Annotated in this window: 17 protein-coding genes; 15 read left to right on the top strand and 2 right to left on the bottom strand. The window is 70.8% G+C overall.

Going from position 1 to position 17,378, the window contains the following annotated elements:
• Window positions 1-10: 10 nt before the first annotated feature.
• The 8 genes from ACFC1I_RS04465 to ACFC1I_RS04430 are packed head-to-tail and all read left to right on the top strand — an operon-like array spanning window position 11 to window position 7,509.
• Window positions 11-838: an ABC transporter ATP-binding protein gene (locus ACFC1I_RS04465; protein WP_376006635.1), complete on the top strand. Its 828-nt coding sequence runs from the start codon at window positions 11-13 to the stop codon at window positions 836-838.
• Window positions 835-1,545 (top strand): ABC transporter ATP-binding protein, encoded by a 711-nt coding sequence (locus tag ACFC1I_RS04460; protein WP_376006634.1) that lies wholly within the window; start codon window positions 835-837, stop codon window positions 1,543-1,545. The genes ACFC1I_RS04465 and ACFC1I_RS04460 overlap by 4 nt, the downstream gene beginning before the upstream one ends.
• The gene (locus tag ACFC1I_RS04455) at window positions 1,542-2,417 is read left to right on the top strand and encodes a branched-chain amino acid ABC transporter permease (RefSeq protein WP_376006633.1); all 876 of its coding nucleotides are present in this window, start codon (window positions 1,542-1,544) and stop codon (window positions 2,415-2,417) included. The genes ACFC1I_RS04460 and ACFC1I_RS04455 overlap by 4 nt, the downstream gene beginning before the upstream one ends.
• Window positions 2,414-3,553 carry a branched-chain amino acid ABC transporter permease gene (locus tag ACFC1I_RS04450; RefSeq protein WP_376006632.1) on the top strand — a complete coding sequence of 380 codons (1,140 nt, stop codon included), beginning with the start codon at window positions 2,414-2,416 and terminating at the stop codon, window positions 3,551-3,553. The genes ACFC1I_RS04455 and ACFC1I_RS04450 overlap by 4 nt, the downstream gene beginning before the upstream one ends.
• Window positions 3,550-5,175, top strand: coding sequence for a class I adenylate-forming enzyme family protein (locus ACFC1I_RS04445; RefSeq protein WP_376006631.1), 1,626 nt, complete (start codon window positions 3,550-3,552; stop codon window positions 5,173-5,175). The genes ACFC1I_RS04450 and ACFC1I_RS04445 overlap by 4 nt, the downstream gene beginning before the upstream one ends.
• Complete coding sequence (locus ACFC1I_RS04440; RefSeq protein ID WP_376006630.1) at window positions 5,172-5,849, top strand: TetR/AcrR family transcriptional regulator; 678 nt, start codon at window positions 5,172-5,174, stop codon at window positions 5,847-5,849. The genes ACFC1I_RS04445 and ACFC1I_RS04440 overlap by 4 nt, the downstream gene beginning before the upstream one ends.
• Window positions 5,846-6,601, top strand: coding sequence for a 3-hydroxybutyrate dehydrogenase (locus ACFC1I_RS04435; RefSeq protein WP_376006629.1), 756 nt, complete (start codon window positions 5,846-5,848; stop codon window positions 6,599-6,601). The genes ACFC1I_RS04440 and ACFC1I_RS04435 overlap by 4 nt, the downstream gene beginning before the upstream one ends.
• Window positions 6,586-7,509: an alpha/beta fold hydrolase gene (locus ACFC1I_RS04430; protein WP_376006628.1), complete on the top strand. Its 924-nt coding sequence runs from the start codon at window positions 6,586-6,588 to the stop codon at window positions 7,507-7,509. Before ACFC1I_RS04435 ends, ACFC1I_RS04430 begins: the two co-directional genes overlap by 16 nt.
• A gap of 3 nt (window positions 7,510-7,512) precedes the next feature.
• On the opposite strand, the gene ACFC1I_RS04425 is transcribed toward ACFC1I_RS04430, so the two are convergent.
• Window positions 7,513-8,301 carry an IclR family transcriptional regulator gene (locus tag ACFC1I_RS04425; RefSeq protein WP_376006627.1) on the bottom strand — a complete coding sequence of 263 codons (789 nt, stop codon included), beginning with the start codon at window positions 8,299-8,301 and terminating at the stop codon, window positions 7,513-7,515.
• Between the two features lie 108 nt (window positions 8,302-8,409).
• Here ACFC1I_RS04425 and ACFC1I_RS04420 point away from each other — a divergent pair, with 108 nt between their 5' ends.
• The 3 genes from ACFC1I_RS04420 to ACFC1I_RS04410 are packed head-to-tail and all read left to right on the top strand — an operon-like array spanning window position 8,410 to window position 11,046.
• On the top strand, window positions 8,410-9,210 hold the full coding sequence (locus ACFC1I_RS04420) for a CoA transferase subunit A (protein WP_376006626.1): 801 nt from the start codon (window positions 8,410-8,412) through the stop codon (window positions 9,208-9,210).
• A gap of 1 nt (window position 9,211) precedes the next feature.
• Window positions 9,212-9,865 carry a CoA transferase subunit B gene (locus ACFC1I_RS04415; RefSeq protein ID WP_376006625.1) on the top strand — a complete coding sequence of 218 codons (654 nt, stop codon included), beginning with the start codon at window positions 9,212-9,214 and terminating at the stop codon, window positions 9,863-9,865.
• Window positions 9,862-11,046, top strand: coding sequence for an acetyl-CoA C-acetyltransferase (locus tag ACFC1I_RS04410; protein WP_376006624.1), 1,185 nt, complete (start codon window positions 9,862-9,864; stop codon window positions 11,044-11,046). Before ACFC1I_RS04415 ends, ACFC1I_RS04410 begins: the two co-directional genes overlap by 4 nt.
• Window positions 11,047-11,120: 74 nt before the next feature.
• Here ACFC1I_RS04410 and ACFC1I_RS04405 read toward each other — a convergent pair whose 3' ends face one another.
• Window positions 11,121-11,375, bottom strand: coding sequence for a hypothetical protein (locus ACFC1I_RS04405; protein WP_376006623.1), 255 nt, complete (start codon window positions 11,373-11,375; stop codon window positions 11,121-11,123).
• Window positions 11,376-11,581: 206 nt separating this feature from the next.
• Here ACFC1I_RS04405 and ACFC1I_RS04400 point away from each other — a divergent pair, with 206 nt between their 5' ends.
• The 4 genes from ACFC1I_RS04400 to ACFC1I_RS04385 all read left to right on the top strand — a co-directional run bounded on the left by ACFC1I_RS04400 (window position 11,582) and on the right by ACFC1I_RS04385 (window position 17,375).
• A complete protein-coding gene (locus tag ACFC1I_RS04400; RefSeq protein WP_376006778.1) occupies window positions 11,582-12,961 on the top strand; it encodes a trehalose-6-phosphate synthase in 1,380 nt (459 codons plus the stop codon).
• Window positions 12,958-13,737 (top strand): trehalose-phosphatase, encoded by a 780-nt coding sequence (gene otsB / locus ACFC1I_RS04395; protein WP_376006622.1) that lies wholly within the window; start codon window positions 12,958-12,960, stop codon window positions 13,735-13,737. The genes ACFC1I_RS04400 and otsB overlap by 4 nt, the downstream gene beginning before the upstream one ends.
• Window positions 13,738-13,800: 63 nt before the next feature.
• Entirely contained in the window at window positions 13,801-15,522 is a 1,722-nt protein-coding gene (gene ilvD, locus ACFC1I_RS04390; RefSeq protein WP_376006621.1) for a dihydroxy-acid dehydratase, read from the top strand.
• Between the two features lie 47 nt (window positions 15,523-15,569).
• Window positions 15,570-17,375, top strand: a complete 1,806-nt coding sequence (locus ACFC1I_RS04385) for an acetolactate synthase large subunit (RefSeq protein ID WP_376006620.1) — start codon at window positions 15,570-15,572, stop codon at window positions 17,373-17,375.
• The last annotated feature ends 3 nt before the right edge of the window (window positions 17,376-17,378 follow it).

Below are 17,378 nucleotides of genomic sequence, written 5' to 3'. Positions count from 1 at the left end.
TCGCCAAACCATGAGCACCACAGTCCCGTCCGCGCCGGTGCCCTCCGCGCACCCGGGCGAGTCCGCGCGCCGCGGCTCTCCGCTGAAGATCGAAGGCCTCGGCCTGCAGATCGGCGGCGCGACGATCCTCAAGGACGTCGAGCTCGACGTCGCCGCCGGCTCCCTCGTGGGCGTCATCGGTCCCAACGGCGCCGGCAAGACCACGCTCTTCAACGTGATCTCGGGCCTCATGAAGCCCACCGCCGGCCGCGTCGTGCTGGACGACCGCGACATCACGACGGCGTCGGTGCCCGCACGGGCGCGGGCGGGACTGGGGCGCACCTTCCAGACCTCGAGCCTCTTCCCGAAGCTGTCGGTGCTCGAGAACGTGCGCCTCGCGGCCCAGGTGTCGCTCGGAGGCTCGGGCTCGCTGCTGCACTTCCCGAGGCGGACGGATGCTGCGACCGAGCTCGCGCTCGACAAGCTCGACGTCGTCGGGCTCGGCCACAAGCGCGAGGCGCTCGCGGGCGACATCTCGCACGGCGACAAGCGCAAGCTCGAGATCGCGGTGCTGCTGGCCACCGAGGCGAGCATCGTGCTGCTCGACGAGCCCATGGCGGGCGTCGCCTCGGGCGACGTCCCCGGGCTCGTCGAGAACATCCGCGACATGCAGCGGGAGAAGGGCTGCACGCTGCTGATGGTCGAGCACCACATCGACGTGCTGATGGGGCTCGTCGAGAAGGTCGCGGTCATGTACTTCGGCACGATCATCGCCTACGACACCCCGCAGCGGATCATGGAGAACCCCCTCGTGCAGAGCGCGTACCTCGGCACCGGATCCGCGGGGGAGGCGGCATGAGCACCCCCGTACTGACCGTTCGGAACCTCCGCTGCACGATCGCGGGGCAGCAGGTCGTCGAGGACGTCTCGTTCGACGTGCCCGCTACCGGCATCACCGCGGTGCTCGGCCGCAACGGCGTCGGCAAGACGTCGTCGCTCCGCGGCATCCTTGGCCTCATCTCGCGGCGCGGCGAGGTCACCCTCGATGGCGAGCGCATCGACGGCCTGCCCACGCACCGCATCGTGCGGCGCGGGGTCGGCTACGTGCCCGAGGACCGCGAGGTCTTCTCGAAGCTCACCGTCGCTGAGAACCTCGCGCTCGCCGAGCGCCAGCGCAACCCGCGTCGCGAGTTCGTCGCGGAGCTCTTCCCCGACCTCGTCGCGCGCCGCGACCAGCCGGCCGGCACGCTCTCGGGCGGCCAGCAGCAGATGGTGTCGGTGGCGCGGGCGCTGCTGAACGACAATCGGCTGCTACTCGTCGACGAGCCGACCAAGGGACTCGCCCCCAAGATCGTCACCGAGGTCGCCGACGCGCTGCAGGAGGCGTCGAAGACCGTCCCCATCCTTCTCGTCGAGCAGAACCTCGAGGTCGTGCGCCGCCTCGCCGATGACGCCGTCGTCATCGCGGGCGGGCGCGTCGCGCACGTCGGAAACGCGCGCGAGCTCCTCGACGACGAAGACCTCACCCGCCGCCTGCTCGGCGTCCACGTGGAGCACGCTTCATGAGCACCCTCGTCCTCACCCTGATCACCGGCGTCGGCCTTGGCGCGCTCTACTTCCTCGTCGCGAGCGGGCTCAGCCTCATCTACGGCCTCATGCACGTGCTCAACTTCGCTCACGGGGCGTTCCTCACCCTGAGCGCGTTCATCGGCTTCATGGTCGCGCAGGCGCTCGGCACCGACTCGTGGGGATCGTTCCTGCTGTCGGTCCTCGTCGGCGCCGGCGTCGGCGCCGTGTTCGCGACGCTCACCGAGCTCGTGCTCATCCGCCCGCTGTACGAGCGCCATATCGAGCAGGTGCTCGTCACCGTGGGCCTGTCGTTCGCGGCCGTGGCACTCTTCGAAGGCATCTGGGGCACCGACCCCATCCACATCGGCGGTCCGCCCTGGCTCACGCAGACGACCGAGGTGCTCGGCGCCCGCATCCCGAACACCTACTGGGTGCTCATGATCGCCGCCGTGCTCGTGCTCGCCGCTCTCGTGCTGTTTCTGCAGAAGACGCGCTACGGCATGATCATCCGGGCCGGCGTCGAGAACCGCTCGATGGTGACGGCCCTCGGCATCGATGTGCGGCGCTCGTTCACCCTCGTCTTCGCCATCGGCGGCGCTGCCGCGGGAGTCGGCGGCGTGCTCGCGATGCACTACTCGACCTTCGTGTCGGCGCACCTCGGGCAGACGCTCCTCATCTTCGCGTTCATCGTCACCGTCGTCGGCGGCCTCGGCTCGCTCACCGGTGCGGCGGTGGCATCCGTCCTCGTCGCAGTGCTCCAGCAGTTCGCGAACTTCTATCTCGGCGGCACCGGCGACTTCATCGTCGTGATCCTGCTGGCACTCGTGCTGCTGGTGCGCCCGACCGGACTCCTCGGGAGGAAGGCATGACCGCCGCGACCACGTCGGAGCGCAGCATCCGTCGCTTCCTTCCCGCCGTCGTCGGAGTCGCGCTCGTCGCGTTCATGGCGATGCTGCCGCTTCTCAACCTGTCGCTGCCGGGCATTCTGCCGACGCCGACGTACCTGCCGGGCACCCTCGCGCTGCTGTCGCTGTGCATGGTGTTCGCCGCGCTGGCGCTGTCGTACAACCTGCTGCTCGGATCGGGCGGGATGCTGTCGTTCGGCCACGCGCTCTATTTCGGGGCCGGCGCGTACGGGCTGGGCATCGCGCTCGAGCACTTCGGCGTGCCGCTCTGGCCCGGCGTGTTCATCGCGCTGATCGGCGGCATGGTGATCGCGCTCGTGACGGGCGCCGTGTCGATGCGGGTCTCGGGCATCCCGTTCGCGATGGTGACGCTGGCGTTCGCGCAGGCGGGGTCGGTGCTGGTGCGCCGCAACTCGCAGGTCACCGGCGGCGAGGAGGGACTGAGCCTCAACACGGCGCAGGTGCCCGACTTCCTCATCGGCGTCGTGAACACGCGCAACCTGTATTGGTTCACCCTCGCCGTGCTCGTCGTCGTTTACCTCGTGGTGCTGTGGGTCGACACCTCGCGACTCGGTCACCTCGCCCGCGCCACCCGCGAGAACGAGCAGCGCGTGCGCGTGCTCGGGCTGTCGCCGTACCGTGTGCGGCTCATCGTGTTCGTGATCGCGGCGGGGCTCGCCAGCCTCGCGGGCGTGGCCTACATGCTGCTGCAGTCTGGCACCGTGCCGCGATCGGTCTCGGCCGACCTCACGATCACGGTGCTGGTGATGGTGGTGCTGGGTGGCGTCGGCTTCCGCTGGGGTGCCATCGTGGGCGGTGTGCTGTACACGCTGCTCGATCAGCGGCTCACGGTGCTCGCAGGATCCGACGCGATCGCGGGGCTTCCGGACTGGCTGCGGATTCCGCTGTCGGAGCCCCTTTTCCTCCTCGGAGTGCTGTTCATCGTCGTGGTGATGTTCCTTCCCGGCGGCATCGCCGGCACGATCGACGGCGCGGTGCGCCGGCGTCGCGGCGAGAAGGTGCGCGGGTCGCTGCGGCAGCTCGACGACGCCGAGCAGGCGCCCGAGACCGCCGACGCGCCGGCGGAGGTGCGCGCATGACCTGGACGGCAGACCCCGACATCGACGACGGGCCGCACACCATCGGGCGGTGGATCGTCGACACGGCCACGCGCTCGCCCGAGCGCATCGCGATCGACGACCGCGGCGTGACGACCGACTACGCGACGCTCGCCACACGCTCGACCGGCCTTGCCGACACGCTTCGGCAGGCGGGCTACGGCCCCGGCGACCGCATCGCCACGGTGTCGGGCAACTCGACCGACCACGTCGTGGCCTTCTTCGCGTGTGCGATCGCCGGCATCGCCTTCGTGCCGTTGTCGTGGCGGCTCACACCGCGCGAGCTCGCCGACGTGCTCACCCGCTCCGAGCCCGCGCTGGTGCTGATCGAGGACGAGCACGCGGCGCTCGCCGGCGAGGCGCTGCGCATCGCCGCCGTCGCCCCGACGGTCTCCGTGCTCGGCACGACGGGGGTCGAGGCATCCGTCCCCCGCGCCGCGCAGCCGCGCTCGCACCGGCTGGTGCGCGACGACGACCCGCTGCTCGTGATCTTCACGTCGGGGAGCGAGGCGGCGCCGAAGGGCGTGGTGCTGACGCATGCGAACTGCTTCTGGAACAACCTCGCCCTCGCGCAGGCGCTGCCGCTCACGCAGGACGATGTCGTGCTCGCGATGCTGCCGCAGTTCCATGTCGCGGCGTGGAACTGCCAGCCGCTGCTCGCCTGGTGGGTCGGCGCGACGGTCGTGCTCGAGCGGTCGTTCCACCCGGCGCGCGTGCTGCAGCTGATCGCGGACCGCGAGGTCACGGCGATGATGGGCGTGCCGACGCAGTACGCGATGCTCGCCGGCGATCGCGATTGGATGACGACGGATGCTTCGTCCCTGCGTCTCGCGCTGGTCGGGGGCGCGACGATGCCGGTGTCGCTGCAGGAGGCGTGGACAGCCCGCGGCATCCCGCTGACGCAGGGGTACGGGCTCACCGAGGCGGCGCCGAACGTGCTGCACCTCTCCGCCGCCGAAGCCGTCGAGACGCCGGGCGCCGTCGGGCGGCCGTACCCGCACGTGTCGGTGCGGATCGTCGACCCGGCGTCGGGGCTCGCGCTCGAGGGCGAGGCCACCGGCGAGCTGTGGGTGCGGGGCCCGAGCGTCTTCGCCGGCTACCTCGGCGACGACGACGCGACAGCCCGCGCGATGAGCGGCGAGTGGTTGCGCACCGGCGATCTCGTCGCGCGGGATGCGTCCGGGGTGTACCGGATCGTCGACCGGCTGAAGGACATCTTCATCTCGGGCGGCGAGAACGTCGCCCCGGCCGAGGTCGAGTACGCGCTCTGCCTGCATCCGCTGGTGGACGCGGCGGCCGTGGTCGGCGTACCCGACCCGGTGTGGGGTGAGCGCGGCGTCGCGTTCGTCGTGCCGGTGGCGGGGGCTGCGCTGTCGGCCGACGAGCTGCTCACGCACGCCCGGCGCAACCTCGCGGCGTTCAAGATCCCGGTCCATGTCGAGTTCGTCGACGCGCTGCCGCGGTCGACGATCGAGAAGCTGGCTCGTTCCCGTCTGCGCGGACGAGCCGGCGCGCTGGTCGAACCTGTCCCGGGGCGGGAAGATCGTGCGGGGGAGCGAGCGCGCGACGTGATGCACGAGCGCATGAAGGGGGAATCCCGATGAGCATGTCCGACGAACTCGTCGACCGGGAAGAGGAGCTGGTGTCGTCCGCGACCGGACGCCCGCTCACCAAGCGCGGCGAGGCGACACGGCGGCGCCTGCTCGAGGCCGCGGAGCTCGTGTTCGCCGAACAGGGCTACCACGAGGCATCCATCGTCAAGATCACCGAGCGTGCCGGCATCGGCCTGGGAACCTTCTATCTCTACTTCGACAGCAAGCAGTCGATCTTCGAGGCGCTCGTGCTCGACCTCAACCGCCGCGTGCGCCACTCGATGTCGGAGGCGATGGAGGGGGCATCCGGTCGCCTCGAAGCCGAACGCGCGGGGTTCGCCGGCTTCTTCCGGTTCACGGCGGAGCACCCGGCGCTGTACCGCGTCGTGCGCGAGGCCGAGTTCGTCTCGCCCGAGGTGCTGCGCATGCACTACACGCGCATCGTCGAGGGCTACGAAGCGGGCCTGCGCGCCGCGCAGGCGACCGGCGACGTGGACCGCGCGCTGGACCCCGAGACCACCGCATGGGCGCTCATGGGCATGGGTGAGCTCATCGGCATGCGATTCCTGCTGTGGGAGCGTGACGCCGACGGCAAGCCCCCCGCCGAACTGGACCCGGCGGTGTTCGCCGGCATGACGCGGATCCTCGACAACGCGCTCGCGCCGCGAGCGGGAGAGACGGAGTGACGGTGGAGAACGATCTCGCGGGCAAGCGCGCGCTGATCACCGGCGGCGCGAGCGGCATCGGTCTCGCATGCGCGCACGAGTTCGCTGCGCGCGGCGCGCACGTCATCATCGCGGACCTCAACGCAGAGGCGGCGAAGGATGCCGCCACCGCCGTCGGCGGCGAGTCCTGGGCCGTCGACCTCGCCGACACGGCCGCGCTCGACGACCTGACGCTCGACGTCGACATCCTGGTGAACAACGCGGGCATCCAGCGGGTCGCGCCGATCACGGAGTTCGACCCCGACGCGTTCCGGCTCATCGTGCGGCTCATGCTGGAGTCGCCGTTCCTGCTCATCCGTGCGGCCCTGCCGGGCATGTACGAGCGGGGCTGGGGGCGCGTCGTCAACATCTCGAGCGCGCACGGCCTGCGGGCGAGCGCGTTCAAGTCGGCCTATGTCTCGGCCAAGCACGGGCTCGAGGGCCTGTCGAAGGTGACAGCGCTCGAGGGCGCCGCGCACGGCGTCACGAGCAACTGCATCAACCCCGCGTACGTGCGCACGCCGCTCGTCGAGAAGCAGATCGCCGACCAGGCCGTCGTCCACGGGATCCCCGAGAGCGAGGTCGTCGAGAGGATCATGCTCACCGAGAGCGCCGTGAAGCGGCTCGTCGAGGCCGATGAGGTGGCGTCGCTCGCGGGATGGCTCGTCTCCGACAAGGCGGGCATGGCCACGGGCGCCTCGTACACGATGGACGGCGGATGGACGGCGCGGTGAACCACGAGTACCGGAAGATCGACGTCGCCGTCGACGGCGGGCTGCTGCGCGCCGGCGTGTGGGAGCCGCTGGACGGCGGACCCGACGCGCCGACGGTGCTGCTCGTGCACGGCGTGACGGCCTCGCACCTGGCGTGGCCGTTCGTGGTCGAGAGGCTCCCGGGAGTGCGCGTCGTCGCGCCCGACCTCAGAGGACGCGGCCGCAGCAACGGGATCTCGGGACCGGCCGGCATGACGGCACACGCCGCCGACCTCGCGGCGCTGCTGGACGCGCTCGCGATCGACCGCACGCTGGTCGTCGGGCACTCGATGGGCGGCTTCGTCTCCGTGGTGTTCGCGCACCTGTTCCCCGAACGGGTGTCGCGGCTGCTGCTCGTCGACGGCGGGCTGCCGCTCGACGTCCCTGCCGGGCTCGCCACGGACGAGCTGGTCGCCGGCATCCTCGGCCCGACCGCGGCACGGCTGTCGATGAGGTTCGCGGGCACCGAGGCGTACCTCGACTTCTGGCGGCAGCATCCGGCGTTCACGGGCGCGTGGACCCCGGAGCTGGAGCGCTACCTCGCCTACGACCTCGTCGACGACGGCGAGGGCGCATTCCGCCCAGCGACGAGCTATGCCACGACCGCCGACGACACGGTCGACATGAACACCGGCGAAGCCCTGCCGGCGGCGCTGGCCGGGCTGCGGCATCCGTCCCGCCTCCTCACCGTGCCCCGCGGCCTGCAGGACGAACCGCCCGGGCTGTACGCGCCGGAGCACCTCGCACGGCTGCTCGCGGCGTACCCCGCCGTCGACCATGAGCGTGTGGAGGGCTTCAACCACTACACGATCGTGATGTCGCCGTCGGGCGCCGAGGTGGTCGCCGCCGCCGTCCGGGAGGAGCTGGCCGCCGTCGCTGCCGTCGCGTGACGGTCAGCGGGTCGCCGCGATGCGGGTCGTGAGCTGGTGCGCGTGCGCCAGCAGCGTGCGGCCGAGCTCGGGGAGGCGGTCGGGCCCGAAGCGGAATTCGACCCCGGTGAGGCTCAGCGCCCACTGCGGGTGGCCCTCGCGTGTGAAGACCGCGGCGCCGAGGCCGAACGAACCCTCGACGATGAGCCCGGGGTTCACGGCGTAGCCCCGTTCCTGCGTGTCGCGCAGGCGCGTGCGCAGGCGCATCTCGCTGTGTGCGGAGCCCCACTCGGTGGACAGCTCGGGGTGTCGCTCGAAGTAGGCGTCCACATCGTGGGGCTGCAGGAAAGACAGGATCGCGAGACCCGCCGACGCGACGCCGAGCGGGAACCGCACGCCTTCCGAGAGCACGAACGAGCGGATCGGGAAGCTGCCCTCCTCGCGCAGCAGGCACACCGTCTCGTCGCCGCGGCGCACCGACAGGAAGGCGCTCTCTTCGGTGCGCACGGCCAGTGAGCGCACGATGTCGCGCGCGATCGCGGTGATGTCGTATCGGGATGCTGCGACCGTGCCCATCAGGTACAGCTCCGGTCCCGGCATCCACCGGCCGGTGCGTTCGTCCTGATCGACGAGGCCCTCATGGCGCAGCGCCGTCAGGAGACGGTGCGTCGTCGGACGCGTGAGGTCGGCGCGGCGGGCGAGCTCGGCCACCGGCATCCCCTCCGCGCCGCCCGAGGTCACCAGGCGCAGGAGCTGCGCCGCGCGTGCGATCGACTGGGCCCCGGGAACGGTGCGTCTGGAAGCGGTGTCCACAATATGGACGCTAACCCGCACGCTGGCCACATGGCAAGCGCAGAGGTGGTGCGCGGATTCGCACCGTCGCAGGATGGACGAAGAGCGACCGGATTGCGAAGGAGCAGCATGATCGACAAGACCTGGGGGTCGGCGGCCGAAGCCGTGGCCGACATCCCCGACGGCGCGTCTCTCGCGGTGGGAGGGTTCGGGCTCTCGGGCAATCCCATCGCCCTCATCGAGGCGCTGCTCGCGCAGGGCACGAGCGACCTCAGCATCGTCAGCAACAACTGCGGCGTCGACGACTGGGGCCTCGGAGTGCTCCTCAACGCGAAGCGCATCCGCAAGATGACGTCGTCGTACGTCGGCGAGAACAAGGAGTTCGAGCGGCAGTTCCTCTCGGGCGAGCTCGAGCTCGAGCTGACGCCGCAGGGCACGCTGGCCGAGAAGCTGCGCGCCGGCGGGTCGGGCATCGCCGCGTTCTACACGCAGACCGGTGTCGGCACGCAAGTCGCCGAGGGCGGACTGCCGCGTCGCTACGCCGCCGACGGCAGCATCGCCGTCGCGTCGCCGGTCAAGGACGTGCGCGCCTTCGACGTGGCGGGCACCTCCCGCGACTACGTGCTGGAAGAGGCGATCGTCACCGACTTCGCGCTCGTGCACGCGCTCAGGGGCGACCGTCACGGCAACCTCGTCTTCAACAAGGCCGCGCGCAACTTCAACCCGCTCGCCGCGATGGCCGGCCGCGTCTGCATCGCCCAGGTCGAGGAGCTGGTGGAACCGGGCGAGCTGGAGGCCGACAGCATCCATCTCCCCGGCATCTATGTGCACCGCATCGTGGAGGTCGGATCCGACATCGAGAAGCGCATCGAACGGCGCACGGTCTCGGTCGCACAGGCCGCCGCGCGCGAGATGCCGGAAGGAGCCTGACATGCCGCTGAACCGCAACGAGATGGCCGCCCGCGCCGCCCGGGAGCTCGCCGACGGCGCCTACGTCAATCTGGGCATCGGCCTGCCGACCCTCGTGCCGAACTTCGTGCCCGAGGGCGTCACGGTCGTGCTGCAGTCCGAGAACGGCATCCTCGGCGTCGGCCCGTACCCCACCGAGGAGCACGTCGACCCCGACCTCATCAATGCGGGCAAGGAGACGGTCACGACGCTGCCCGGCGCCGCGTTCTTCGACTCGGCTACGAGCTTCGGCATGATCCGCGGCGGCAAGATCGACGCCGCGATCCTCGGCGCCATGCAGGTGTCGCGCACGGGCGACCTCGCGAACTGGATGATCCCCGGAAAGATGGTGAAGGGCCCCGGCGGCGCGATGGATCTCGTGCACGGCGCCGCGAAGGTCATCGTGCTCATGGAGCACGTCGCCAAGGACGGCTCGGCGAAGATCGTCGACGAGTGCTCGCTGCCGCTCACCGGCCGCGGCGTCGTCGACCGCATCATCACCGACCTCGCCGTCATCGACGTCACCGACGAAGGCCTCGTGCTCGTCGAACTCGCCCCCGGGGTGACCGTCGAAGAGGTCGTCGCCGCGACCCAGCCCGAACTCACGATCTCCGACGAACTGAAGGTGGAAGCATGAACCAGGATGACGTCGTCATCGTCGCCGCTGCCCGCACCCCGCAGGGCCGCATGAAGGGCCAGCTGGCGCCGCTCACCGCGGTGCAGCTCGGCAGCGCCGCGATCAAGGGCGCGCTCGAGAAGGGCGGCATCCCCGCCGGTGCCGTCGACGCGGTGCTCGTCGGCCAGGTGCTCGCGGCCGGTGCCGGCCAGAACCCCGCGCGCCAGGCGGCAGTCGGTGCCGGCATCGGCTGGGACGTCCACGCCGGATCGATCAACAAGGTGTGCCTGTCGGGCCTCACCGCGATCATCGACGGCGCGCGCATGCTCGCGCTCGGCGACGCGACCGTCGTGGTCGCCGCCGGCATGGAGTCGATGACCCGCGCGCCGCACCTGCTCATGGGCTCGCGCGACGGCTGGGCGTACGGCTCGATCGAGGTGCTCGACCACATGGCGTACGACGGTCTCACCGACGTGTACGACCGCGAGAGCATGGGCGCGTCGACCGAGCGTCACAACGAGCGCTTCGAGGTCACGCGCGAGGCGCAGGACGCCGTCGCCGCCCGGTCGCACCAGCGGGCCGCGGCCGCGCAGGCCGAGGGCCGCTTCGACGCCGAGATCGTGCCGGTCGAGATCCCGCAGCGCAAGGGCGACCCGGTCGTCGTGACGAAGGACGAGGGCGTCCGCCCCGAGACCACCGTCGAGACTCTCGCGGGGCTCCGTCCCGCGTTCGCCCAGGGCGGCTCGATCACGGCCGGCAACTCGTCGCAGATCTCGGACGGCGCGTCCGCCGTCGTGCTGACGACCCGCTCGCACGCCGACGAGAACGGCTGGAACGTGCTCGCGGTGGTCGGGGCCTCGGGCCAGGTCGCCGGCCCCGACAACTCGCTGCACTCGCAGCCTGCCCGCGCGATCGAGAAGGCGCTCGCCAAGCAGGGCATCGCCGCGTCCGACCTCGACATCGTCGAGATCAACGAGGCGTTCGGCGCGGTGGTCGTGCGCTCGCAGGCCGAGCTCGGCCTCTCGGACGACGTGGTGAACCCGCACGGCGGCGGCATCGCGATCGGGCACCCGATCGGGGCATCCGGCAACCGCCTGGTCGTGCACGCCGTGCACGAGCTGGTCCGCCGCGGCGGCGGCACGGCGGCGGTCGCGCTCTGCGGCGGCGGCGGCCAGGGCGACGCGCTCATCCTCACGCGCTGATCCGCTGCCCTGCGCACCCACACGCAAGAAGCGCCACGGGACCGTGACGGTCTCGTGGCGCTTCTCGCGTGTGGTCAGCGCTCGAGGCGGCGCTTCAGCAGCTTCTTCTCGCGGCCGTGCACGGGGGAGTCGTTCGCGATGAGCTCGCCGCGGGTCGCGCGGCGCACGTCGACGATCGCGCCGATCGCGAGCGCCAGGGAGATGCCCCAGCTGAGCCACGCGAGCGCCATGCGCCACGTGAACGGCTCGTTCTCGCGGAGTCCCCTCATCAGCGTCAGCCCGCCGGTGATCGCGGTGAGGATGCCGGTGCCGAAGAGGTACTTGCGCATACGGCCCACGTTAGCGCGGCGCACACGGACGTCGCGCCCCTTGACATGGTGTCGTCGCGCGCGTCAAGGGGACTCGGGCGGGTGAGCGCCGCTGTTAGCCTGAGCGTGCCGAGTCCACGAAACCGTCAGGAGACCGCGTGACAGAGCCCACCGCCCCCGCAGCCGACCTCGTCGTCGTCGCCAACCGTCTGCCCGTGGACCGGGTGATGGACGGCGCGGACGAGGGCGGCTGGCGCCGCTCGCCCGGAGGCCTCGTCACGGCCCTCGAGCCGGTGATGCGGCGCGCCGACGGCGCGTGGGTGGGTTGGCCGGGCCAGCCCGACATCGAGGTCGAGCCGTTCGAGTTCGAGGGGACGCACCTCGTCCCCGTGGCGCTGAGCGCCGAAGAGGTCGAGCTCTACTACGAGGGCATGTCGAACGACACGTTCTGGCCGCTCTACCACGACGTCATCGCGGCGCCCCGGTACCGGCGCCTGTGGTGGGACGCGTACGTGAAGGTGAACCGCCGCTTCGCCGAAGCGGCCGCCCGCGTGGCCGCCGACGGCGGCACGGTGTGGGTGCAGGACTATCAGCTCCAGCTCGTGCCGCAGATGCTGCGGGAGGCCCGCCCGGATCTCACCATCGGCTACTTCCACCACATTCCCTTCCCGGCATACGGCCTCTACTCGCAGCTGCCGTGGCGCCGCCAGGTGCTCGAAGGGCTCCTCGGCGCCGACGTCATCGGCTTCCAGCGCGTCGCCGACGCCGGCAACTTCGCGCGCGCGGTGCGCCGCCAGCTGCGCTATCAGACCAAGGCGACCGGCATCACGGTGCCCGAGCCGGACGGATCGACGCGCAACGCGCTGGCGAAGGCGTTCCCGATCTCGATCGACACCAGCTCGTACATCGAGCTCGCTTCGCGTCCCGACATCCAGGCGCGCGCGGCCGAGATCCGCGAGAGCCTCGGCAACCCGAAGAAGATCCTGCTCGGCGTCGACCGGCTCGACTACACGAAGGGCATCCGCCACCGCCTCAAGGCGTTCGGCGAGCTGCTCGAAGACGGCCGCATCGACGTCGAGGACGTCACCCTCGTGCAGGTCGCGAGCCCCAGCCGCGAGCGCGTCGAGGCGTACATGCAGCTGCGCGACGAGATCGAGCTCACCGTCGGCCGCATCAACGGCGACCACGACACGATGGGGCACACCGCGATCCGCTACCTCCACCAGGCCTACCCGCGCGAAGAGATGGTGGCGCTGTTCCGCGCCGCCGACGTGATGCTCGTCACCGCCCTCCGCGACGGCATGAACCTCGTCGCGAAGGAGTACGTCGCCGCACGCACCGACAACCGCGGCGTGCTGGTCCTGAGCGAGTTCGCAGGCGCCGCCGACGAGCTGCCGAGCGCGATCCGCATCAACCCTCACGACATCCACGGCATGAAGGAGGCGATCATGCGCGCGATCGAGATGCCCGCCGCCGAACAGGGGCGGCGCATGCGGGCGCTGCGCAAGAAGGTGGTCGAGAACGACGTCGCCAGCTGGTCGCGGTCGTTCCTCGATGCGCTCGATTCCGCCCGTACGGCGAAGCGCGCCAAGAAGGCCGGCTCGTGACCGCCGCGGACGACGCGATCGCCCGGGTCGCAGCATCCGATCGCCTTCTCGTCGCCCTCGATTTCGACGGCACGCTGTCGCCGCTCGAGGACGAGCCGATGGACGCACGGATGCTGCCCGCCGCCCGCGATGCCGTCGACGCGGTGGTCGCGGCGCCCGACACGATCGTCGCGTTCGTCTCGGGGCGCAGCCTCGTCGACCTGCGCGTGATCGCCGAGCACGACGACGCGTCGCAGGTGCTGCTGGCCGGCTCCCACGGCGCGGAGTTCTGGATCCCGGGCGAGGGACTGGTCAGCCACGGCGAGGACGCGGCCGACGTCCTGCTGCGCGACACGCTGCGCGGCCACGCCGAGGACGCCACGGCGCACCTCGACGGCGTCTGGATCGAGCCGAAGACGTTCGGGTTCGGCGTGCACACGCGCCGCGCGAGCGCCGAGGCCGCTGCCGAGGCGAACCGTCTCGTCGACGAGATCGTCGCGGCGGAGGCGCCGCACTGGCGCCGCCGCACGGGGCACAACATCGTCGAGTTCGCGTTCCGGCACGAGGGCAAGGACTCCGCGATCGCGGAGCTGCGCGAGCGCGTCGGCGCCACGGCGGTGCTGTTCGCCGGCGACGACGTCACCGACGAAGACGCCATCGCGAGCCTCGGCGCTGCCGACCTCGGCGTGCGCGTGGGGGAGGGGCAGACCTCCGCGACGGTGCGCGTCCCCGACATCGCGGCTCTCGCGGCACTGCTGCAGCAGCTGGCCGAAGCGCGTTCGCGGGTGCGGGCATAGGCCGTCGGGCAGGGCGCCGTCACTCGGGACGAGCGGTACCTGCCACGGGAATACACTGAGTCAATGGCCCAGCCCGATTCGCCCGCTGCTGACAACTCCATCGACATCAAGCCCCGCAGTCGCGTCGTCACCGACGGCATCGAAGCCACGACCTCCCGCGGCATGCTCCGCGCGGTCGGCATGGGTGACGCGGACTGGGACAAGCCGCAGATCGGCATCGCCTCGAGCTGGAACGAGATCACTCCCTGCAACCTGAGCCTCGACCGGCTCGCGCAGGGCGCCAAGGAGGGCGTGCACGCCGGCGGCGGCTACCCGCTGCAGTTCGGCACGATCTCGGTGTCGGACGGCATCTCGATGGGCCACGAGGGCATGCACTTCTCGCTCGTCTCGCGCGAGGTCATCGCCGACTCGGTCGAGACCGTCATCATGGCCGAGCGCCTCGACGGCTCGGTCCTGCTCGCCGGCTGTGACAAGTCCATCCCCGGTATGCTCATGGCCTCGGCCCGCCTCGACCTCTCGAGCGTCTTCCTGTACGCCGGCTCGATCGCACCGGGCTGGGTCAAGCTGTCGGACGGCACCGAGAAGGACGTCACGATCATCGACTCGTTCGAGGCCGTGGGCGCATGCCTCGCCGGCAAGATGAGCGAGGCCGACCTCAAGCGCATCGAGTGCGCGATCGCCCCGGGCGAAGGCGCGTGCGGTGGCATGTACACCGCCAACACGATGGCCTCCGTCGCCGAGGCGCTCGGCCTGAGCCTGCCCGGCTCGGCCGCGCCGCCGTCGGCGGACCGCCGTCGCGACTACTTCGCGCACCGCTCGGGCGAGGCCGTGGTCAACCTGCTGCGTCAGGGCATCACGACGCGCGACATCCTCACCAAGGAGGCGTTCGAGAACGCGATCGCCCTCGCGATGGCGCTCGGCGGCTCGACGAACGTTGTGCTGCACCTGCTCGCCATCGCCCGGGAGGCCGATGTCGACCTGAGCCTGCACGACTTCAACCGCATCGGCGACAAGGTGCCGCACGTGGCCGACATGAAGCCGTTCGGAAAGTACGTCATGAACGACGTCGACCGTCACGGCGGCATCCCCGTCATCATGAAGGCGATGCTCGACGAGGGCCTGCTCCACGGCGACGCGCTCACCGTCACCGGCAAGACGCTCGCCGAGAACCTCGCCGACCTGAACCCCGACCCGGTCGACGGCACCGTCATCCACTCGTTCGACGACCCGATCCACGCAAAGGGCGGCATCACGATCCTGCACGGCTCGATCGCCCCCGAGGGTGCGGTCGTGAAGTCCGCCGGCTTCGACGCCGACGTGTTCGAGGGCCCCGCCCGCGTGTTCGAGCGGGAGCGCGCCGCGATGGACGCGCTCGAGGCCGGCGAGATCGCCGCGGGCGACGTCGTCGTGATCCGCTACGAAGGCCCCAAGGGCGGCCCCGGCATGCGCGAGATGCTCGCCATCACCGCCGCCATCAAGGGCGCAGGGCTCGGAAAAGATGTACTACTCTTGACGGACGGCAGATTCTCAGGCGGCACAACCGGCCTGTGCATCGGCCACATAGCACCCGAAGCGGTGGACGCTGGTCCCATCGCCTTCGTGCGCGATGGTGATCTGATACGGGTCGATATCGCGGCTCGCACTCTCGACCTACTCGTCGACGAGGCTGAGCTTGACTCCCGCCGCTCTGGCTGGGAGCCGCTTCCCCCGCGCTATACCCGTGGCGTCCTTGCCAAGTACTCCCGACTCGTGCGCTCCGCTGCGGAGGGCGCGACCACCGGTTGAGCCTGGCTTCCGACATCCGCCTCCGACCCACTTCAGAGGAAATCACCATGTCAGCCGACACCGCCGCGGCCGTTCCCCGGCCGCCAGCCCGCACCGCCTCGACGCCCGTGCTCACGGGCGCGGAAGCGGTCGTCCGATCGCTCGACCTGCTCGGGGTGACCGACGTGTTCGGTCTTCCGGGCGGCGCGATCATGCCCGTCTACGACCCGCTCATGGACGACGACGCCGTGCGTCACATCCTCGTCCGTCACGAGCAGGGCGCCGGTCACGCCGCCGAGGGCTATGCCGCGGCATCCGGTCGCGTCGGCGTCGCACTCGCGACGTCGGGTCCCGGCGCCACCAACCTCGTCACCGCGATCGCCGACGCCTACATGGACTCCGTGCCGATCGTCTGCATCACGGGGCAGGTCTTCTCGACCCTCATGGGGACGGACGCCTTCCAGGAGGCCGACATCGTGGGCATCACGATGCCGATCACGAAGCACTCGTTCCTGGTGAAGCGCGCGGAGGACATCCCCGGCGCGATCGCCGCCGCGTTCGAGATCGCGTCGACCGGTCGCCCCGGCCCCGTGCTCGTCGACATCACGAAGGACGCGCAGCAGGCCGAGGTGCCCTTCGTGTGGCCGCCGAACATCGACCTGCCGGGCTACCGGCCGGTCACGAAGGCCCACGGCAAGCAGATCCAGGCCGCGGCGCAGCTCATCGCCGACGCCAAGAAGCCGGTGCTGTACGTCGGCGGCGGCGTCGTCCGGGCCCGCGCGTCGGAGGAGCTCCGCTCGCTCGCCGAGACGACCGGTGCCCCGGTCGTGACCACCCTGATGGCGCGCGGCGCGTTCCCCGACTCGCACGCGCAGCACCTCGGCATGCCCGGCATGCACGGCACGGTGCCGGCGGTGCTCGCGCTGCAGGAGTCCGACCTCATCGTCGCGCTCGGTGCGCGGTTCGACGACCGCGTCACGGGCAAGGCGGCGCTGTTCGCCCCGCACGCCAAGGTCGTGCACGTCGACATCGACCCCGCCGAGATCTCGAAGATCCGCACGGCCGATGTGCCGATCGTCGGCGACCTCAAGGACGTGCTCGTCGACCTCGACGTCGCGTTCCGCGCGGTCAGCGGCGGCACCGCCCCCGACATCACCGAGTGGTGGTCGTTCCTCGACGGGCTCCGCGACGAGTTCCCGCTCGGCTACACGCAGCCGACCGACGGGCACATGGCGCCGCAGTACGTGATCCAGCGCATCGGCGAGCTCACCGGCCCCGAGGGCGTCTACGCCGCGGGCGTCGGCCAGCACCAGATGTGGGCCGCGCAGTTCATCAAGTACGAGCGCCCCAACGCCTGGCTGAACTCGGGCGGCGCCGGCACGATGGGCTACTCGGTGCCCGCTGCGATGGGCGCGAAGGTCGCCGAGCCCGACCGCGTGGTGTGGGCGATCGACGGCGACGGCTGCTTCCAGATGACCAATCAGGAGCTCGCGACCTGCGCGATCAACAACATCCCGATCAAGGTCGCGATCATCAACAACTCGTCGCTGGGCATGGTGCGCCAGTGGCAGACGCTGTTCTACGACGGCCGCCACTCGAACACCGACCTCAACACGGGCCACGGCACGGTGCGCATCCCCGACTTCGTGAAGCTGGCGGAGGCGTACGGCTGCCTCGCGATCCGCGTCGAGAAGGAAGAGGACGTGGATGCTGCGATCCAGACGGCGCTCGAGACGAACGACCGTCCCGTGGTCATCGACTTCGTGGTGAGCGCCGACGCGATGGTGTGGCCGATGGTGCCGCAGGGCGTGAGCAACAGCTTCGTCCAGTACGCGCGGGACCACGCACCCGCCTTCGACGAGCAGGAGGACTGAGAC

The sequence above is a fragment of the Microbacterium sp. NPDC056044 genome (assembly GCF_042267145.1).
In the GTDB taxonomy this organism is placed as follows: Bacteria; Actinomycetota; Actinomycetes; order Actinomycetales; family Microbacteriaceae; genus Microbacterium.
The sequence above is the reverse complement of the archived record's forward strand: the minus strand, read 5'-3'. Positions and strand labels throughout refer to the sequence as shown.